This is a genomic window from Rhodococcoides sp. S146-33, assembly GCF_059489205.1.
Genome location: NZ_JCAJWY010000003.1, coordinates 12,750 through 29,763 on the forward strand (window position 1 = coordinate 12,750; position 17,014 = coordinate 29,763).

General features: G+C 65.3%; 14 protein-coding genes and 1 pseudogene. 10 read left to right on the forward strand and 5 right to left on the reverse strand.

Features of this window, described 5'->3' with window-relative positions; genetic code table 11:
- Positions 1–58 precede the first annotated feature (58 nt).
- Positions 59–766: a response regulator transcription factor gene (locus tag AC5WEY_RS15725; protein ID WP_057476317.1), complete on the forward strand. Its 708-nt coding sequence runs from the start codon at positions 59–61 to the stop codon at positions 764–766.
- Complete coding sequence (locus AC5WEY_RS15730; RefSeq protein WP_495646603.1) at positions 763–2,178, forward strand: sensor histidine kinase; 1,416 nt, start codon at positions 763–765, stop codon at positions 2,176–2,178. Before AC5WEY_RS15725 ends, AC5WEY_RS15730 begins: the two co-directional genes overlap by 4 nt.
- On the opposite strand, the gene AC5WEY_RS15735 is transcribed toward AC5WEY_RS15730, so the two are convergent.
- Genes AC5WEY_RS15735 through AC5WEY_RS15745 form a run of 3 tightly spaced genes read right to left on the reverse strand, consistent with a single transcriptional unit; the run spans position 2,158 to position 5,124 of the window.
- A complete protein-coding gene (locus tag AC5WEY_RS15735; protein ID WP_495646604.1) occupies positions 2,158–3,300 on the reverse strand; it encodes an AbrB family transcriptional regulator in 1,143 nt (380 codons plus the stop codon). The genes AC5WEY_RS15730 and AC5WEY_RS15735 overlap by 21 nt on opposite strands.
- On the reverse strand, positions 3,297–3,707 hold the full coding sequence (locus tag AC5WEY_RS15740; protein WP_057476320.1) for a universal stress protein: 411 nt from the start codon (positions 3,705–3,707) through the stop codon (positions 3,297–3,299). Before AC5WEY_RS15740 ends, AC5WEY_RS15735 begins: the two co-directional genes overlap by 4 nt.
- Positions 3,708–3,741: 34 nt before the next feature.
- Complete coding sequence (locus tag AC5WEY_RS15745) at positions 3,742–5,124, reverse strand: CitMHS family transporter (protein WP_495646605.1); 1,383 nt, start codon at positions 5,122–5,124, stop codon at positions 3,742–3,744.
- Positions 5,125–5,293: 169 nt separating this feature from the next.
- Between AC5WEY_RS15745 and AC5WEY_RS15750 the strand changes: the two genes are divergently transcribed.
- Both AC5WEY_RS15750 and AC5WEY_RS15755 read left to right on the forward strand, forming a co-directional pair.
- Entirely contained in the window at positions 5,294–6,958 is a 1,665-nt protein-coding gene (locus AC5WEY_RS15750) for a sensor histidine kinase (protein ID WP_495646606.1), read from the forward strand.
- Complete coding sequence (locus tag AC5WEY_RS15755; protein WP_495646607.1) at positions 6,955–7,611, forward strand: response regulator; 657 nt, start codon at positions 6,955–6,957, stop codon at positions 7,609–7,611. The genes AC5WEY_RS15750 and AC5WEY_RS15755 overlap by 4 nt, the downstream gene beginning before the upstream one ends.
- Here AC5WEY_RS15755 and AC5WEY_RS15760 read toward each other — a convergent pair.
- Positions 7,594–9,009, reverse strand: coding sequence for an MFS transporter (locus AC5WEY_RS15760; protein WP_495646608.1), 1,416 nt, complete (start codon positions 9,007–9,009; stop codon positions 7,594–7,596). The two genes, AC5WEY_RS15755 and AC5WEY_RS15760, sit on opposite strands and share 18 nt — an antisense overlap.
- A 74-nt stretch (positions 9,010–9,083) precedes the next feature.
- On the opposite strand from AC5WEY_RS15760, the gene AC5WEY_RS15765 reads away from it, so the two are divergent.
- Positions 9,084–9,608 carry a winged helix-turn-helix transcriptional regulator gene (locus AC5WEY_RS15765; RefSeq protein ID WP_495646609.1) on the forward strand — a complete coding sequence of 175 codons (525 nt, stop codon included), beginning with the start codon at positions 9,084–9,086 and terminating at the stop codon, positions 9,606–9,608.
- A gap of 10 nt (positions 9,609–9,618) precedes the next feature.
- Here AC5WEY_RS15765 and AC5WEY_RS15770 read toward each other — a convergent pair whose 3' ends face one another.
- Positions 9,619–10,044: an HIT family protein gene (locus AC5WEY_RS15770; protein ID WP_057476326.1), complete on the reverse strand. Its 426-nt coding sequence runs from the start codon at positions 10,042–10,044 to the stop codon at positions 9,619–9,621.
- Positions 10,045–10,133: 89 nt separating this feature from the next.
- Here AC5WEY_RS15770 and AC5WEY_RS15775 point away from each other — a divergent pair, with 89 nt between their 5' ends.
- The 5 genes and pseudogenes from AC5WEY_RS15775 (at position 10,134) to AC5WEY_RS15795 (ending at position 16,989) form a co-directional block, all read left to right on the forward strand.
- A complete protein-coding gene (locus tag AC5WEY_RS15775) occupies positions 10,134–11,390 on the forward strand; it encodes a bifunctional glycosyltransferase family 2/GtrA family protein (protein ID WP_495646610.1) in 1,257 nt (418 codons plus the stop codon).
- Positions 11,387–13,399: pseudogene (locus AC5WEY_RS15780) on the forward strand (glycosyltransferase family 39 protein). Before AC5WEY_RS15775 ends, AC5WEY_RS15780 begins: the two are co-directional and overlap by 4 nt.
- A 79-nt stretch (positions 13,400–13,478) precedes the next feature.
- A complete protein-coding gene (gene purD, locus AC5WEY_RS15785) occupies positions 13,479–14,729 on the forward strand; it encodes a phosphoribosylamine--glycine ligase (RefSeq protein ID WP_495646611.1) in 1,251 nt (416 codons plus the stop codon).
- Positions 14,730–14,900: 171 nt separating this feature from the next.
- Positions 14,901–15,737, forward strand: coding sequence for a DUF559 domain-containing protein (locus tag AC5WEY_RS15790; protein ID WP_495646612.1), 837 nt, complete (start codon positions 14,901–14,903; stop codon positions 15,735–15,737).
- Between the two features lie 103 nt (positions 15,738–15,840).
- Positions 15,841–16,989, forward strand: a complete 1,149-nt coding sequence (locus AC5WEY_RS15795) for a pyridoxal phosphate-dependent aminotransferase (protein ID WP_495646613.1) — start codon at positions 15,841–15,843, stop codon at positions 16,987–16,989.
- The last annotated feature ends 25 nt before the right edge of the window (positions 16,990–17,014 follow it).

Below are 17,014 nucleotides of genomic sequence, written 5' to 3' on the forward strand. Positions count from 1 at the left end.
GGCGCTCACAGCAACCTCACAGCGAGAGTCCAGCGAACGAGCAGCAACACGCGCGAAGATGGACACCGTGAGCGAAACACCCGAAGCGCGAGTACTGATCGTCGACGACGAACCGACCATCGTCGAGCTCCTGTCGGTCAGTCTGAAGTTTCAGGGATTCGAGGTGGCGACGGCGTCGTCCGGTCCCGAGGCTCTCGACAAGGCGCGTAACTTTCGGCCCGAGGCTCTTGTTCTCGACGTGATGATGCCCGGCATGGATGGGTTCGGTCTGTTGCGCAGGCTGCGGGCCGACGGCATCGACGCCCCTGCGCTGTTCTTGACGGCACGGGATTCGGTGGAGGACAAAGTGACCGGGCTGACCCTCGGTGCGGACGACTACGTCACCAAGCCGTTCTCGCTAGAGGAAGTAGTGGCGCGGCTCAGGGTGATCTTGCGTCGGTCGGGTAAGAGCGAGGATGCGCAGTCGTCACGAGTTGCGTTCGCAGACATCGAACTCGACGACGACACCCACGAGGTGTGGAAAGCAGGCGAGCCGGTCGCGCTCTCTCCGACCGAGTTCACACTGTTGCGGTACTTCATGGTCAACGCGGGAACGGTGTTGAGCAAGCCGCGGATCCTCGATCACGTGTGGCACTACGACTTCGGTGGTGAGGTGGGAGTGGTGGAGTCGTACGTGTCGTATCTGCGCCGCAAGGTCGATACCGGAGACACCCGGTTGATCCATACGCTGCGGGGAGTCGGCTACGTCATGCGCCAGCCACGGTGACGGGCGTTCGAGCTCGACTTCGGAACCTACCGCTGCGATTCACGTTGGTCGCAGTGCTACTGCTGCTGGTCGGGCTGGGTTTGCTGGCGTCCGGTGTCGCGGTGACGTCGTCGCTGGAGACGTCGTTGATGCGTCGCCTGGATCAGCAATTGGTCGAGGCGTCGGACGGGTGGGCAAGGCCGCGCGACGACCGGCCGTTTCCGCCCGTCGACGAGCCCAGCCCGAGTCGACCGCCGTCGAACTTCTACGTGCGTTCGGTCGCGAACGACGGCACCGTGCGGGGTCCCATCAACGATGTGGCATCGGATGTTCCGGATCTCGCCGGCGTCACCTCGGCCCTTCCCACGACGGTCGGTTCCGAGGGTGACCCGTCGAAGGAGTGGCGGGTGATCACGGTGACCAACAGTGAGGGCTCCACCACCGTGGGAATGTCCTTGGGCCCCAATCAACAAACCGTCAGCAGACTGGTGGCACTTCAGCTCTGGATCGGCGCGGCCGTGTTGCTGGCACTGGCCGTGATCGCCTACTTCGTGGTGCGGCGCAGTCTTCGCCCGCTGCGTGAGGTGGAGACGACGGCTGCGGCGATCGCGGCCGGAGACCTGCACCGTCGGGTCCCCGAATGGAGCGAGAAAACCGAGGTGGGCCGACTGTCGGCTGCCCTGAACGGAATGCTCTCGCAGATCCAACGCGCATTCGCGGCAACTGCGGCCTCGGAGGAGGCGGCCCGTGCGTCCGAGGACCGGATGCGCCGATTCGTCGCCGATGCCAGCCACGAGTTGCGCACTCCACTGACCACGATTCGCGGCTTCGCCGAGCTGTACCGGCAGGGTGCGATGAGCGACATCTCGTTGCTGATGACGCGAATCGAGGGCGAGTCGGCGCGAATGGGCCTGCTCGTCGAAGATCTGCTCATGCTCGCGCGTCTCGACGCTCAGCGGCCCCTCGACATGCGACGCGTCGACGTATTGACCATCGCCGCCGATGCTGTGCACGACGCCCGAGCGGTCTCGCCGACGCGCGACATCTCTCTGAAAGTGCTGTCGGGCCCAGGAATTCCCGAGGTGATCGGTGACGACGCTCGGCTGCGTCAGGTGCTCGCGAACCTCGTCGGGAATGCGGTTCGGCACACTCCCGACTCTGCGTCCATCACCGTGTGTGTCGGGACTACTCAGTCTTCGGTGGTGCTCGAAGTTCAGGACACCGGGCCCGGTCTGGCCGAGGCCGAGGCCGCGCACGTCTTCGAACGGTTCTATCGAGCCGACTCGTCGAGGACACGAGAGAGCGGCGGCAGCGGACTCGGACTGTCGATCGTCGCAGCGTTGGTGGCAGCGCACAACGGTACCGTCGAGGTGCGGAGCAGTCCCGGAACGGGTGCAACGTTTCGCGTCGAATTACCCAGGCCGACAGGCTGATTCGCTTTCCTCGCGGGAGTTCTTCTCGTTCGCTCTAGCTCTTTTGCGTTCGGCGAGCTTGGTGTACGCGGCGGCAGCGAGCGGCGCCGCGACGAGCATCGACACCAGACGGATCACCTGCACGCACGCAACGAACGTGACGTCCGACCCTGTCGTCGCCGACACGGCCAGCACCGCCGCCAGACCGCCGGGTGTGGTCGCGAGGTAGCCGGTCAGCATGCTGACTCCCGTGACCGCCGACAGCACCCAGCCGAACAGTGCGCACACCACCCCGATCGAGAGGACCAGCAGCGCAGCCCACGGAAAGATCCGTCCGATGGCGCGCAAGCTCGCGACGGTGAAGGCAAGGCCTGCTTGCCATCCGATGACGATGAAGGCCACCGGTAGCAGCACGCCGGGCACCGAGATGTCGACGGGCCATCCGAGCAACTCGCATGCGCCGGCGACGATCAGCGGGCCGAGGGTGGCGGGTGCGGGTAGTCGGATCAGCCGTGCGAGCAGGATTCCGGTGACGACGGCACCGATCAGAAAGATCGTGCCGATGTACCACGGAGTGGTCGACTGCTCCTCGGTGCCCGCCCCGCCGCCGGTGTCGGTGTGGAAAGCGAAGGTGACGATCAGGGGCATCGTGACGACCACCAGGGCGACGCGGAGGTACTGGACCACCGCGACGATGCGCTCGTCCCCGCCGAGTTCGCGGGCAATGGACACCAGACCCGTTGCGCCACCGGCAATCAGCGACAGTGCCCCGGTCACCGGGTCGACGTCGCGATGCAGGGCCAGCAGTGCGCCGCAACCGGCGCTGACGACGAGCGTCCCCGCGCCGACGAGAACGGCGGGAATCCAGTTCTCGCCCAACGCCCCGAGCGTGTCGGTGTCGAGCATCAGACCGATGGTCACCGCCAGCGTGCCCTGGGCTGCCATGGACGCGGGCCGGGGCACCGCCGCAGGGCCGAGGCCGGTCAGAGCGAAGACCACCGCGACAACGAGCGCAGCGAACAGCGACGGTGCCGTCAGACCCAGGGCTTGGAAAAGGGCCCAGCCCCCGACGGATACGGCCGCGAGGCCGATCCATCGGAGGCTGCGCCCCAGTACTCGGGTCACGCGGTGTCGAGCGCTCACGCTCCGGACTTGACGAGCAGAACCGGGACGGGGATCTCGAGCAGCAGACGCTGAATGGTCTGCCCCATCAGGAACTTTCCGACTGCCGAGCGGTGGCGTGAGCCGACCACCAGGATCTCGGACTTCTGCTCTTCCACCAGTGTCAGCAGGGTGTTGACGGCGTCGGGATCGGGCCTGCCCACTGCCACGGTCCAGGAGACGGAGTCGGCGTGATCGATGTCGGTGAGGGCCGTGTCCACTGCGGTGGAGACCGCAGCAGTTTCGGCTGCCTCGGCCGACGGCTCGGCCGATCCCGACAGTGCGTGCAGGACTACGAGGTCCGTCTCGCGAATGCGTGCTTCTCGAACTGCGGCCGCAAGTGCTGCGCGGCCCTCGGGTGAATTGTTGTGCAGTACGCCGACAGTCATGACGGTGTCTCCTTCAGGAAGGTGGGGTGGGGGATCAGCCGAAGGGGATCTGGCCGAGAACGATGCCGACGGCCAGCATGGCAAGGGAGACGACCACCGCTCGCCACAACACCTTCTTGTGGTGATCGGCCAGCGACACTCCGGCGAGGGTGACCAGCAGCAGGATGGCCGGAACCAGCGGGCTCTGCAGGTGGACGGGCTGGCCGGTGATCGAGGCGCGGGCCATCTCGACCGGGTCGATGCCGTACTTGCTCGCGGTCTCGGTCAACACCGGGAGGATGCCGAAGTAGAAGGCGTCGTTGGTCATGAAGAACGTCAGCGGGATGCTCAGGATGCCGGTGATGACGGCCAGGTACGGGCCCATGCCGGACGGAATGACGTTGAGCAGCCACTCGGCCATGGCCTCGACCATGCCGGTGCCCTGGAAGACGCCGGTGAGGATTGCTGCGGCGAGCACCATGGCGACCACGGAGACGATGGAGGACGAGTGCCGTGCGATCGCGTCGCCCTGCTCCTTGACCTTGGGGAAGTTGACCGTCAGAGCGATGGAGGCAGCGATCATGAACAGCACCGGAATCGGGAGGATGTCCATGACGAGGATGACGAGGAGGACGACCGTCAGAGCAGCGTTGAACCACAGCAACTTCGGACGCAGGGTGTCGCGATTGGGATCGAGGCCGTCGAAGAACTGACCCGACTCGCCGTCGCTCGATCCGCCGGTGCCGGCTCCGCCGGTTCCCTTGCCGCCCTTGCGGATGCTTCCGCCGCCGCCCGAGGCGACCAGTTCTGGCTCGTAGACGAGCTTGCCGATGCGTCGACGCTCCATGATGCCGAGGTGAACGGCGAAGAGCAGCACGATGATCAGGCCGACGATCATCGACGGAACCATCGGGACGAAGACGTCGGACGGCGAGATGCCGAGAGCGGATGCGGCGCGAACCGTCGGGCCACCCCACGGGATGATGTTCATCGTGCCGTTGGCGAGGCCGGCCACGACAGTCAGGATGACCGGGCTGACACCGAGTTTGAGGTACAGCGGTAAGAGCGCGGACGTGACGATGATGAAGGTCGTCGAGCCGTCACCGTCGAGCGAGACGACCATGGCCAGGATGGCAGTTCCGACAACCAGTTTCATCGGGTCGTTGCGTACCAGGCGGAGAATGCCGCGCACCAGTGGGTCGAACAGTCCGACGTCGATCATGATTCCGAAGAAGATGATCGCGAAGAACAGCAGGGCCGCGGTGGGGGCCAGGGACTTGATGCCGTCGGTGATCATGTCACCGATGCCGAGTCCCGCTCCGGCCAGCAGACCGAAGATGACGGGAACGAGGGTGAGCGCAACGACGGGCGTGGCTCTCTTGGTCAAGATCAAGAACATGAAGGCGGCTACCATGAGGAAGCCGAGTATCACCAACATCGTGCACTCCTTCTCGAAATGTGTGAGGTGGGTCCGGTTGGACTACGTGTTGTGACTGAAGTTACGTAACCGGCATCACATGTTCGCCGTTGTGCGCACTACCCGCGCAAGCAACGTAAAGAGCCTTTTGCGCATTGTGCTCGAGCACGTCCCGGCCTAGCCTTGGCTTGTGCGATTGAGGACTCAAGTGCTGCTGCTGCAGGCCGCGTTGGTTGCGGTGGCGCTGGCTGTGGCCTTCGGTGTGTTCGCGATCAGTAGCGGTGAACAGGCGAGCGAGGAATACGGCGAACGTGCGTTGGCCGTTGCTCGGACGGTGGCCTCGGATCCGGAAGTCCGTTCGCTCGTAGAGCAGTTCTCGGCCGCGGATACGGCAGGCACCGATGCTGCGCCGGCCGGAGTGTTGGCAGCCGGCGCGCTGCAACGGGCGGGCGAGAGTGCGCGGGAACGCACCGATGCCTTGTTCGTCGTGATCACCGACGATCGGGGCCTGCGCCTGGCCCACCCCGATCCGACCGTCCTGGGGCAACGAGTGAGTACCGATCCGTCCGGTGCCTTGGCGGGCAACGAGGTGGTCGAGCAGGAGCGCGGCACGCTGGGTGACTCCGTTCGCGCCAAAGTTCCCGTGCTGGCGCTCGGTTCGGACGACGTGGTGATCGGTGAGGTGAGTGTCGGCATCTCCACGACGGCCGTGCGCACCGAACTGGTGAAAGATCTGATCAACGGCGCACTGGTGACGGGAGCAGTGCTGCTGTTGGGTGTCCTCGGCTCGATCCTGTTGGCGCGCAGATGGAAGCGGCTGACCCTCGGGCTCGAACCCGAAGAACTGGCCGAACTCGTCCGCGAGCAGGAGGCGGTGCTGCACGGCATCGGTGAAGGCGTGGTGGCCATCGACCCCGACGGCGTGGTCACGGTTGTCAACGACGAGGCCCGCACGTTGCTGTCGATCGACGGCAAGCCCGGGATGCGTGTCGAGGACATCGGCCTGACACCCAGATTGCTCGAGGTCATCGAGTCGCCGACGGCAGAACCGGTACTGGCCGCCGTGAACGAGGTCGTGGTGATCGCGGCCGCTCGAAAAGTACTGCGCGACAATCGAGATCTCGGCACGGTGCTGACGGTGCGCGACCGAACCGATGTGGAGGCGCTGACGCGTCAGCTCGATGCCGTGCAATCGATGTCTGCCGTGCTGCGCGCGCAACGGCACGAGTTCGCGAACCGCATGCATCTGGTCAGTGGACTGCTGCACGAAGGCCACCCGAACCGCGCGTCGGAGTACATCGACGAGATTCTGGGTGTGGGGCCGAGATCGGAAGCAGTCGAAGGAATCGATGCCGTGTCCGACGACTATCTGCGTTCCTTCCTCACCGCCAAGGCTGCGCACGCCCGCGAGAGTGGGGTGCGCCTGGTGCTGGGGGAGAACACCTGGGTCGGCGGCGAACTGGTCGGACCGGTGGATGTCACCACCGTGCTGGGCAACCTGATCGACAATGCGATCGACGCGGCCCGGCTCGGGGCACGTCGGCCTGCCGAGGTGGAAGTGGAACTGGTGCAGGAAGATTCGACTCTGCACATCGTGGTCGTCGATTCGGGTGACGGCGTCTCGCTGACACCCGAGCAGGTGTTCGTCGAGGGTGTCTCGACCAAGTCGACCGCGGACACGCCCGGTGGTCGAGGTGTAGGACTGGCACTGAGTCGACAGATCGCACGTACCCGCGGCGGCGATGTGACGTTGGCCGATGTCGGTGGGCAGATCACGGCAGAGAACGACCGCGGGGGCGCGGTGTTCATCGCCACGATTGCCGACGCACTACTGATTCAGGAAGTGACGCAATGAGAGTTCTCGTCGTCGACGACGATTTCAGGGTTGCGGATCTGCATGCGGCACTGGTGAATTCACTCGACAACTACGAGGTGGCCGCGGTGGCGACCAGTATTGCCCAGGCGCGAGAAGTGCTGGCGACGCAGACGTTCGACCTCGCTCTGGTCGACGTCTACCTGCCCGACGGGTCCGGTATCGATCTGGTCCGTGAGCTCCCGTGCGACGCGGTGGTGCTGTCGGCCGCGGCGGATCAGCAGACGGTCCGCTCGGCGATTGCCGCGGGTGCCTGGACGTATCTGATCAAGCCGTTCCCACGTTCGGCGCTGGTCGACAGGCTCACTGGATATCTGAATTATCGGGGTGCGCTGAATCGTTCGGAAGAGCTGACTCAGGCGGACATCGACGGAGGCCTCGACGCCCTGCGCCCGCGAGCTGCGGCACCACTGCCGATCTCGCAGTCCGTCACCCGAGATCTGGTGCTCGACGCGGTGCGCGGTACGTCCGAGCCGATGTCGGCCGGCGAAGTCGCTGCTGCCATCGGGATTTCGCGGGCGACCGCGCAGCGCTACCTGGCCACCCTGGTCTCCAAAGGACGGTTGCGCATGCAGCTGCGCTACGGGTCGACCGGGAGGCCGGAGCAGGAGTACTCGTCAGCGCCGGGTGCGTGAGAACGCCACCACCGCGGCCCCGAGAAGCGATATCGCGGCAGTCACCAAGGCTGCTGTGTTCCAGCCCGTCGTCAATGCCGCTGCGCTGTGATTGCTTGCCAATTGGGTCATTCCGCGGGCTCCACTCCCAGCCGGAACAGCCACTACCGCAACGACGGTGACACCGATGGCGGATCCGACGTAGCGCGCGGTGTTGTTGGCTCCGCTGCCCATTCCGCCGCGGCCGGCGGGAACACTTGCTACCGCTTCGCGACCGAGAGCGGCGTTGAGTACTCCGCTGGAAATTCCCGCTACGAGCAATCCGGGAAGCAACCGGGGCCAGGATGCGTTGTCGGACAACCCCGACACCATCACCATTCCCGTTGCGACACCCACCAGACCGACGGCGAGTTGCGTCCGACCGCTTATCGACGGCGGGATCCTGCGGGCCAAAAGAGCGGTGACGACCGACGTGCCGGACCATCCGAAGAGCAGCAGGGCGGCCCCGAGGGCATCGATCCCCAGTGCGGTGCCGACGAATCCGGGCATGTACGACATCAACGCGATGATCCCGCCGCCGGTGGCCAGTGCCGCGACGGTCGCGGCGACGAAGGGCGGGTGTCGGAAGAGCGACAGATCCAACATGGCTGTTGCACTGCGCAATTCGAGGATCGTGAAGGCGGTCAGCAACAGTGCGGCGAGGACGAAGAGAACGATGGGAGTGACGGCAGTCCAGCCCTGCCTGCCCTCGACCAACGCTGCCAGCAACGCGGCAATGCCCGTGGCCAACAGCAGCGCGCCCACCGGATCGAGCCCGCGCGGGGCGTCGGACTTGGATTCCTCGACGAGTACGTGCGCGGCGACGGCCAGTGCGAGCGTGGCGACGGCAAGAATCACATAGGCCTCGCGCCAGCTTGCCCACCGATCGAGTACGGCGGCCAGCAATGGGCCGAGAGCAATGCCGGCACCGACGCTCGCGCCCCAGACTCCGCTTGCCTTGGCGCGCACGGGACCGGCGGGGTGAGTGTGGGCGATGATCCCCAGACTCGATGCGATGACCGCGGCACCGCCGAGGCCTTGGAGGATGCGGGCCAGTACGAAAATCAGCGTGTTCGGAGACACGGCACTGATCAGCGTGCCCACGGCCAACACCGCGGCCCCGAGTGCGAAGGTGCGGCGACGGCCGAAGTCGTCGGCGATGGTCCCGGTGGTGAGCAGTGCGGCGGCCAGACCGATGCTCATGGAGCTGAGAATCCAGGTGCGCCCCGCTGCGTCGGACATCAGATCGGCCGCGGTGCTGTTGATCGTGGCGAGCGGAGCGGTGAACGCCATCAGAGTGAGCAGGGTGCCGAGGGTCGCGATGGCGAGTGCTCGGGTGCTGTTCGTGGTGCTGATCGGCGTGAGTGCGCTGTCGGTCATCGTTGTCCTTTTGGTCTGGTGATCGAACTGTAAACGCCCAACTTGGTTCGGTCAACAGACTGTACGATTGCCGCATGGCTCTCGGAATCGACTACGCCCGCCAGGACTGTTCCCTGGCCCGGGCTCTGGAACTGGTCGGCGAGCGGTGGACCATGCTCATCGTGCGCGACTGCTTCTTCGGAGTCCGACGCTTCGGCGATTTCCAGGTTCACCTCGACATTTCCAAGGCAGTTCTGGCCCAACGCCTCGGTGCGCTGGTCGACGCGGGATTACTCGAGCGGCAAGCCCGAGCCCTCGACGGCGGTCACGACGACTACGTCCCGACGCCCGCCCTCGAAGGACTGTGGCCGGCTGTCTTCGCCCTGAGCTACTGGGGCGAGGAACAGACCGCGAAACCGGCCGGGAAGCGTCGAAAATTTTTTCATGCGCCCTGCGGAACCGACCTCGGACCTCTGGGAATGTGTCCCGAATGCGGAGTTGCGCCCGGGCCACACGACATCGACACCGACGTCGGCCCCGGCTACGACCCGGACACCCGATCCGACGAGGTGTCGATGCAGCTTCGGACGCGTCGACGCTTGCTCGAGCCTCTGCGCTGAGCGGGGTGCGTCAGTTCGGGACCTGAGCTTCGTGCCCGAGGTGGCGTAGCGCTGCTCGGAGCTTGGCCGCGGCCTCGTCCTGTGATTCTGCGGAAGGGTTCGGATCGGCCCCGGAGATGTCGAAGTTACCCATGTCGTAGGCCGGGAACACGTGCAGATGCAGGTGCGGCACCTCCAGCCCGGCGATCAGCAGACCCGCGCGAGGTGCGTCGAACGCAGTCCGGACGGCCTGACCGATGATCTGTGCAACGGCGGTGATCTTGGCGAACACGGCACCGTCGACGTCCTGCCACTGGTCGATCTCCTCGCGCGGAACCACCAACGTGTGGCCCTGCGTGACCGGCGCGATCGTCAGAAACGCCACCACGTCGTCGTCCTGCCAGACGAACCGTCCCGGAATCTCGCCGGCGATGATCTTGCTGAAAATGGAAGCCATGTGAACAGGATGCCCTACTGGTGCTTCTCCCAGGTGATTGCCAGGGTGGTCGCAGGGTGGGTCCAGCTCCGGGCCCGAGTCTGGTGCCCATGACAACGAACTCCCTCGCTCGAGCAGCAGGCCAGCGGCCCGGCTCGAACGCCACGGCCACGCTCGAGGTGGTCATCCCGGTGTACAACGAAGAGGCAGACCTCGAACAGTGCATTCGTCGTCTCCACGAGCATCTCGACGACCGAATCCCGTTCCGGTCCCGCATCACGATCGCCGACAACGCCAGTACCGACGGAACGCTCGCTGTTGCTCATCGGCTCGCCGACGAGATCGACGGAGTCGGAGTTCGTCATCTGGACGAGAAGGGTCGCGGCCGCGCGCTCAAGGCAGTGTGGTCCACGTCGGACGCCGACGTGGTGGCCTACATGGACGTCGATCTCTCCACCGATCTGAATGCGTTGATGCCGCTCATCGCACCCCTGATGTCGGGCCACTCGGACCTTGCCATCGGGTCTCGACTGAACCGATCGTCTCGGGTGGTCCGCGGAGCCAAGCGTGAATTCATCTCGCGCAGTTACAATCTCATTCTGCGCACCTCGCTGCGTGCACGATTCTCGGACGCACAGTGCGGCTTCAAGGCCATGCGTACCGATGTTGCCCGACAGCTGCTCCCGCTGGTCGAAGACACCGGATGGTTCTTCGACACCGAATTGCTGGTCATCGCAGAAAAAGTTGGCCTGCGTATTCACGAGGTGCCCGTCGACTGGGTCGACGACCCGAACAGCAGCGTCAACATCGTCGACACCGCCGTCAAGGACCTGCAGGGATGCTGGCGCGTCGGCCGTGCCCTCGCAACCGGTGTACTGCCGGTCGCCGAACTACGTCGAAGCCTGGGACGGGAGCCGCTCGTGCCCGGTGTGCCGCACGGAATGATCAGCCAAATGGCGCGATTCGGCATCATCGGTGTCGCCAGCACCATCGCCTATGCACTGCTGTATCTCGTGCTGCACTCGCTGATCGGCGCACAAGCAGCGAACTTCTTCGGGCTGTTGATCACCGCGGTACTCAACACTGCGGCCAACCGCGCCTTCACCTTCGGCGTCCGCGGGTCCGAGGGGGCCGGGAAGCATCAGCTCCAGGGATTGGTGATCTTCGGCTTCGCGTTGCTGGTCACCAGTGGGTCGCTGGCCGTGCTGCACGCCTGGGTTCCCGACGTGTCCCGGCACGTCGAGCTTGCCGTCCTCGTCGTCGCCAATCTCGTGGCTACGGTATGCCGATTCGTCGCTCTGCGGTGGGTCTTCGGTAGCTCCGACGCTGTTGTTGCTCAGTCGGCCGGTTCGGAGAAGGACCTGTGACGGCAACGATCGAACGGCCCTCCGCGGCGGCACCGTCGGCCCCCGTGACGTCCCCGCGGTGGGAATGGGCCGGGCTGGTCGTGTTGCTCGTCGGGACCGCAGTCGCCTACATCTGGGGCCTCGGAGCCTCCGGTTGGGCCAACTCGTTCTATTCCGCTGCGATACAGGCGGGTTCGGTGTCGTGGAGAGCCTTATTCTTCGGATCCTCCGACGCCGCCAACTCGATCACGGTCGACAAGCCCCCGATGTCGCTGTGGTTGATGTCGTTGTCGGTGCGCATCTTCGGGCTCAATTCCTGGGCAATGCTGGTGCCGCAAGCGCTCCTCGGAGTCGCCTCGGTGGCTCTGCTCCGTGCCACCGTCAAGAGACGATTCGGCGGAGCGGCCGGTCTGCTCGCAGGCATGGTGTTGGCCCTCACCCCCGTTGCTGCACTGATGTTTCGGTTCAACAACCCCGATGCGTTGCTCGTGTTGCTCATGATCGCCTCGGTCTGGGCGCTGCTGCGAGGCGTCGAGACCGGAAAGACCAAGTGGCTCTTGATCACCGGCATGTTCGTCGGATTCTGATTCCTCACCAAGCAACTCCAGGTGATGCTGGTCGTGACGCCTCTGGCACTGACCTACCTGATCGCCGGGCCGCCGAAATTCCTGACCCGAGTGCTGCAGCTCGTCGGTGCACTGGGCGCACTGATCGTCTCGGCCGGATGGTGGATTCTGATCGTGGAATTCTGGCCGGCATCGTCCCGGCCGTGGGTCGGCGGATCGCAGAACAATTCGATCCTCGAACTCACGCTCGGCTACAACGGATTCGGCCGTCTCAGCGGTGACGAGACCGGAAGTGTCACACCGGGCGGCGGGGGAGCAGGCGGAGGCGGTTCGATGTGGGGGGAGACCGGCATCTTCCGCATGTTCGACGCCTCCCAGGGCGGCCAGATCGCGTGGCTCATCCCGGCTGCCCTGATTCTGCTGGTTGCCGGACTCGTGTTGTGCGGCAGAGCACCTCGCACCGACGGGCAGCGAGCATCGCTGATCGTGTGGGGTTCCTGGTTGCTCGTCACCGGGCTGACGTTCAGCTTCATGGCCGGAATCTTCCACTCGTACTACACCGTTGCGCTGTCGCCCGCGGTCGCCGCTGTTGTCGGAATCGGCAGTGTGGTGTTGTGGCGACGACGCGATACGTACTGGGTCCGTATCGCGATGGCCGTCGCGGTGGCGTCGACCGTGGCGATGGCGTGGGTGTTGCTGGGCCGCAGCGAGAGTTTCGTGCCGTGGCTGAAGTGGGCAATTCTCGTGGCCGGAGTTCTCGCTGTTGTGGCGCTGCTGATTCCGGCGCTGACCCGCGGCAGGCTTGCGGCAGTGTCGATTCTGGCGGTGATGTTCGCCGGGCTCGCCGGGCCGACGGCCTACGCAGTCGACACGATCGGCACACCACACACGGGGTCCATCGTCTCGGCCGGTCCGAATACCGGAATGCGAGGATTCGGCGGTATGGGAGAGGGTCGCCGAGGGCAGGGTGGGTTGCCAGGTGGGATGCAGCTGCCGGCCGGTGTCCAGCTGCCGGCGGGTATGCAGCCGCCGGCGGGATTCCCGGGTCAGGCAGGGTCTCCCGGCCAGATGCCGGGCGGTGCCGAGATGGGCGGCATGGGCGGCGGAATGGGTGGTCTGCTCGAAGGCAGTGAGCCGACCACCGCGATCACCGAGATGCTCGAGCAGGACGCGAGCTCCTACACCTGGGTGGCAGCGGCAATCGGAGCCAATACAGCAGCCGGCTATCAGCTGGCCACCGAAGACCCCGTCATGCCCATCGGTGGGTTCAACGGCACCGACCCTTCGCCGACCCTCGAGGAGTTCCAGCACTACGTCGCGGACGGGCGGATCCACTACTTCATCGGCGGCGGCGGGATGCGGGGGATGGAGTCGGGTAGCTCGGCCGCGATCTCGGCCTGGGTCACCGACAACTTCACCGCGACCACGATCGACAACGTGACGTTCTACGACCTCACGCAGTAACTACCGAACCACCACGAGAGAGCCCCGCACCGCGACAGGTGCGGGGCGCTTTCGCGTCGAGCAGATAGTCTGTTGCACTGTGCGCGTACTAGTCATTGGTTCCGGTGCTCGTGAGCACGCCCTTCTACTTGCGTTGAAAGCCGACTCGTCGGTCGAGAAGCTCTTCGTGGCTCCCGGCAACGCAGGTACCGCGAAGCTCGCCGAGCAGCACGCGGTCGACGTCGCCTCCGGGGAAGCGGTGACCGCGCTGGCGAAGAAGATCGAGGCCGATCTCGTGGTCATCGGACCCGAGGTGCCCTTGGTTCTCGGGGTCGCCGACGCACTCCGCGAGGCGGGCATTGCCGCGTTCGGCCCCTCCGCCGACGCCGCGCGCATCGAGGGATCCAAAGCGTTCGCCAAGGACGTGATGGCTGCCGCCGGTGTCCGCACCGCGCACAGCGAAATAGTCGACTCGCCCGCATTGCTGGACGCCGCCCTCGACCGCTTCGGTCCGCATTGGGTGGTCAAGGACGACGGTCTGGCCGCAGGCAAAGGCGTCGTCGTCACCACCGATCGCCTCATCGCTCGCGATCATGCCGCCGAGCTCCTCGAGAACGGTCACCCGGTACTCCTCGAGTCGTTCCTCGACGGCCCCGAGGTTTCCTTGTTCTGCCTCGTCGACGGCGAGACCGTCGTGCCGCTGCTGCCCGCGCAGGACCACAAACGCGTCGGCGATGGAGATACCGGTCCCAACACCGGCGGCATGGGTGCGTACACCCCGTTGCCGTGGTTGCCCGCGGACGCGGTCGAGCAGATCGTGCGCGATGTGGTGAAACCCGTTGCCGCGGAGATGGTGAAGCGCGGCGTGCCGTTCTCCGGCCTGCTGTACGCCGGCCTGGCGATGGGAGCCGACGGGCCGGCCGTCGTCGAATTCAATTGTCGCTTCGGTGATCCCGAGACCCAGGCGGTGCTCGCGCTGCTCGATTCACCCCTCGGTGAGGCGCTGAACGCGACGGCAACCGGCACCCTCGCGTCGCTGCCGCCGCTGCGCTGGAAAGACGGCGCGGCTGTCACCGTCGTCATCGCTGCCGAGAACTACCCCGGTCGGCCGCGTATCGGTGACGAGATCCTCGGCTCCGACGGCGCAGGCGTCCTGCATGCGGGTACTGCGGTCAAGGACGGAGTGGTGGTATCTGCGGGCGGACGCGTGTTGAGTGTGGTCGGCACCGGATTCGATCTCACCGCCGCCCGCGACGATGCCTACTCCCGCATTGCTGGAATCCGCCTGCCGGGCAGTCATTTCCGTACGGACATCGGACTGGCTGCAGTGGAGGGGCGCATCTCGCTGTAGAGGGGCTGCGTCGGCGGTGCGCTGAGTGTCCACAATTTCGCCTACCACACGGGATCCCGTGTGTCGGCCGAAAAAGTGGACACTCACGTCAGTTGTCCACAGGTAGCAGCGTTATCCACATTTCTCGAATCGCAGGCCCACGAGTGGATTTCCGACGCCAGGCTGTAGTCCATGGGGGTATACACGAGGCAGCAGCTGTTGGACACCGGCGTCAGCGAGGGCGCAATTGCGTATCGGACGAGAGCCGGCACACTGACCAGGCTGCTTCCGAGCATCTACTGCACCGGCGAACCGACGTACCGGGACCGGTGCGTCGCCGCTACGCTCTGGCAACCGCACGCAGTGCTGAGCCATCTCGCCGCGGCGTGGTGGTGGAATTTGCTCGAGCACGAACCCGATCACGTGGACATCACAGTTCCTCGCATGTCGAGAACTCGCGGTCCGAAGTGGCTGCGGGCGTACCGACGCAGTCTCACCGAGTCGAGCTTCGCGGACGGTCTGCCGGTGGTGACCATAGAGCAGTCCATCGTCGACGTCGCTGTGTCGCTGACCCGGCCCGAATTGGAGCAGTTCTTCGACTCTGCGCTGAGCCGCGCGGTGAGCTGGCGCGGGGTCGCGAGGCAATGCGAGAAGTCGGCCGGGATGGCCGGCATCACCGAGGTGAGAAGGCAGCTGCGACTGTGTTGCCCGCGCACTCTGTCCGAACCCGAACGCTTGGTGGCTCGGGCACTCACGGCGGCGGGCTACTTCCTCGAGATCAACGCGGACGTGGGGCCCTACTACGCGGATCTGATGGACCGTCGGGCTCGGGTGATCGTCGAAATCGACGGCCGTGAGTTCCACAGCGCACCGGGTGTGTTCACCAACGACCGCGTGCGCCAGAATGCTCTGCAACTCGACGGCTGGCTGGTGTTGCGCTATTCGGCGGCGATGGTGCTGACCGACCTGGATTATGTGGTGCGGCAGATCGTCGACACCGTACGACGTCGCCGGAAGGCACTGACGTGAGTGTCCACAATTTGTGCTGTCAGACGGGATCCCGTGGCTGCCTCGAAATAGTGGACACTCAGTGCACCTGCGCCGGGCGAAGCGACGTCAGTAGTGTCGAAATATGCACAGCGAATCGCAGCGATCGAAGGTCGAGCCGTTTCATGTGATGGATGTGTTCGCGGCAGCGGCCGAGCGATCACGCACTCACGGCGATGTACTTTCGCTGGCCGCAGGTCAGCCGTCCACTCGGGCACCCGGGCCCGTGTTGCGCGCCACCCGTGAGGCCCTGGACGCGAACCTGCTCGGGTACACCGAGACGCTCGGGATTCTGCCGCTGCGTCAGGCAGTCGCCGAATATCACAGCGCGCGGTACGGCATCACCGTCGACGCCGACGACGTGGTGATCACCACCGGGTCGTCGGGCGCATTCACCCTGCTGTTCCTCGCGGCATTCGACGCGGGAGATACCGTCGTCATGGCCAGGCCCGGTTATCCGGCCTATCGAAACACGTTGGCGGCGTTGGGCTGTCGGGTCGTCGAACTGGACTGCGTGGAAGAGACTCGATTCCAGCCCACCGTCGCGATGCTCGAGGAACTGCCTGAGCCGCCGGCCGGGCTGATCATCGCGAGCCCGGCCAATCCCACCGGCACGATCATCGACGCCGATGAGCTGGCCGCCATCGCGCGCTGGTGCGACGAGCACGAAACGCTGTTGATCTCGGACGAGATCTACCACGGCATCTCCTACGGCAATGCGCACACGTCCAGCGCGTGGGAGACATCGAAAGAATCCGTCGCGATCGGATCGGTGTCGAAGTACTTCTCGATGACCGGTTGGCGGTTGGGCTGGATGCTGCTGCCGGTCCGATTGCGCAGAGCCGTCGAACGATTGGCGTCGAACATGACGGTGTGCCCCCCGGCGATCTCACAGGTTGCGGCCATCGCCGCGTTCACCGAGGAGTCCCGCCGAGAGCTGGATTCGCATGTCGAGCGCTACGCCGTCAATCGCCGAATTCTGCTCGACGGTCTGCCGGCAATGGGCATCACCGATGTCGCACCGGCCGACGGTGCGTTCTACGTGTACGCCGACATCGCGCACCTCACAGACGACTCGCGGAGCTGGTGTGCCCGAGTGCTTTCCGAGACCGGGGTTGCGCTGGCACCGGGCGTGGATTTCGACACCGTGCGAGGCAACCACACAGTGCGATTCTCGTTCGCAGGCACCACAGCCGACGTCGAAGAAGCGTTGGAGCGACTTCGTCGCATGTGAGTGTTTCCTCGCAGCAGGCTACGAG

What these genes read in the sequence shown, in the direction of transcription:
- AC5WEY_RS15725 (WP_057476317.1), top strand. Translation starts at nt 59, where the DNA reads ATGGACACCGTGAGCGAAACACCCGAAGCGCGAGTACTGATCGTCGAC.
- AC5WEY_RS15740 (WP_057476320.1), bottom strand. Translation starts at nt 3,707, where the DNA reads ATGACTGTCGGCGTACTGCACAACAATTCACCCGAGGGCCGCGCAGCA.
- AC5WEY_RS15745 (WP_495646605.1), bottom strand. Translation starts at nt 5,124, where the DNA reads ATGTTGGTGATACTCGGCTTCCTCATGGTAGCCGCCTTCATGTTCTTG.
- AC5WEY_RS15755 (WP_495646607.1), top strand. Translation starts at nt 6,955, where the DNA reads ATGAGAGTTCTCGTCGTCGACGACGATTTCAGGGTTGCGGATCTGCAT.
- AC5WEY_RS15760 (WP_495646608.1), bottom strand. Translation starts at nt 9,009, where the DNA reads ATGACCGACAGCGCACTCACGCCGATCAGCACCACGAACAGCACCCGA.
- AC5WEY_RS15765 (WP_495646609.1), top strand. Translation starts at nt 9,084, where the DNA reads ATGGCTCTCGGAATCGACTACGCCCGCCAGGACTGTTCCCTGGCCCGG.
- AC5WEY_RS15770 (WP_057476326.1), bottom strand. Translation starts at nt 10,044, where the DNA reads ATGGCTTCCATTTTCAGCAAGATCATCGCCGGCGAGATTCCGGGACGG.
- AC5WEY_RS15775 (WP_495646610.1), top strand. Translation starts at nt 10,134, where the DNA reads ATGACAACGAACTCCCTCGCTCGAGCAGCAGGCCAGCGGCCCGGCTCG.
- AC5WEY_RS15790 (WP_495646612.1), top strand. Translation starts at nt 14,901, where the DNA reads ATGGGGGTATACACGAGGCAGCAGCTGTTGGACACCGGCGTCAGCGAG.
- AC5WEY_RS15795 (WP_495646613.1), top strand. Translation starts at nt 15,841, where the DNA reads ATGCACAGCGAATCGCAGCGATCGAAGGTCGAGCCGTTTCATGTGATG.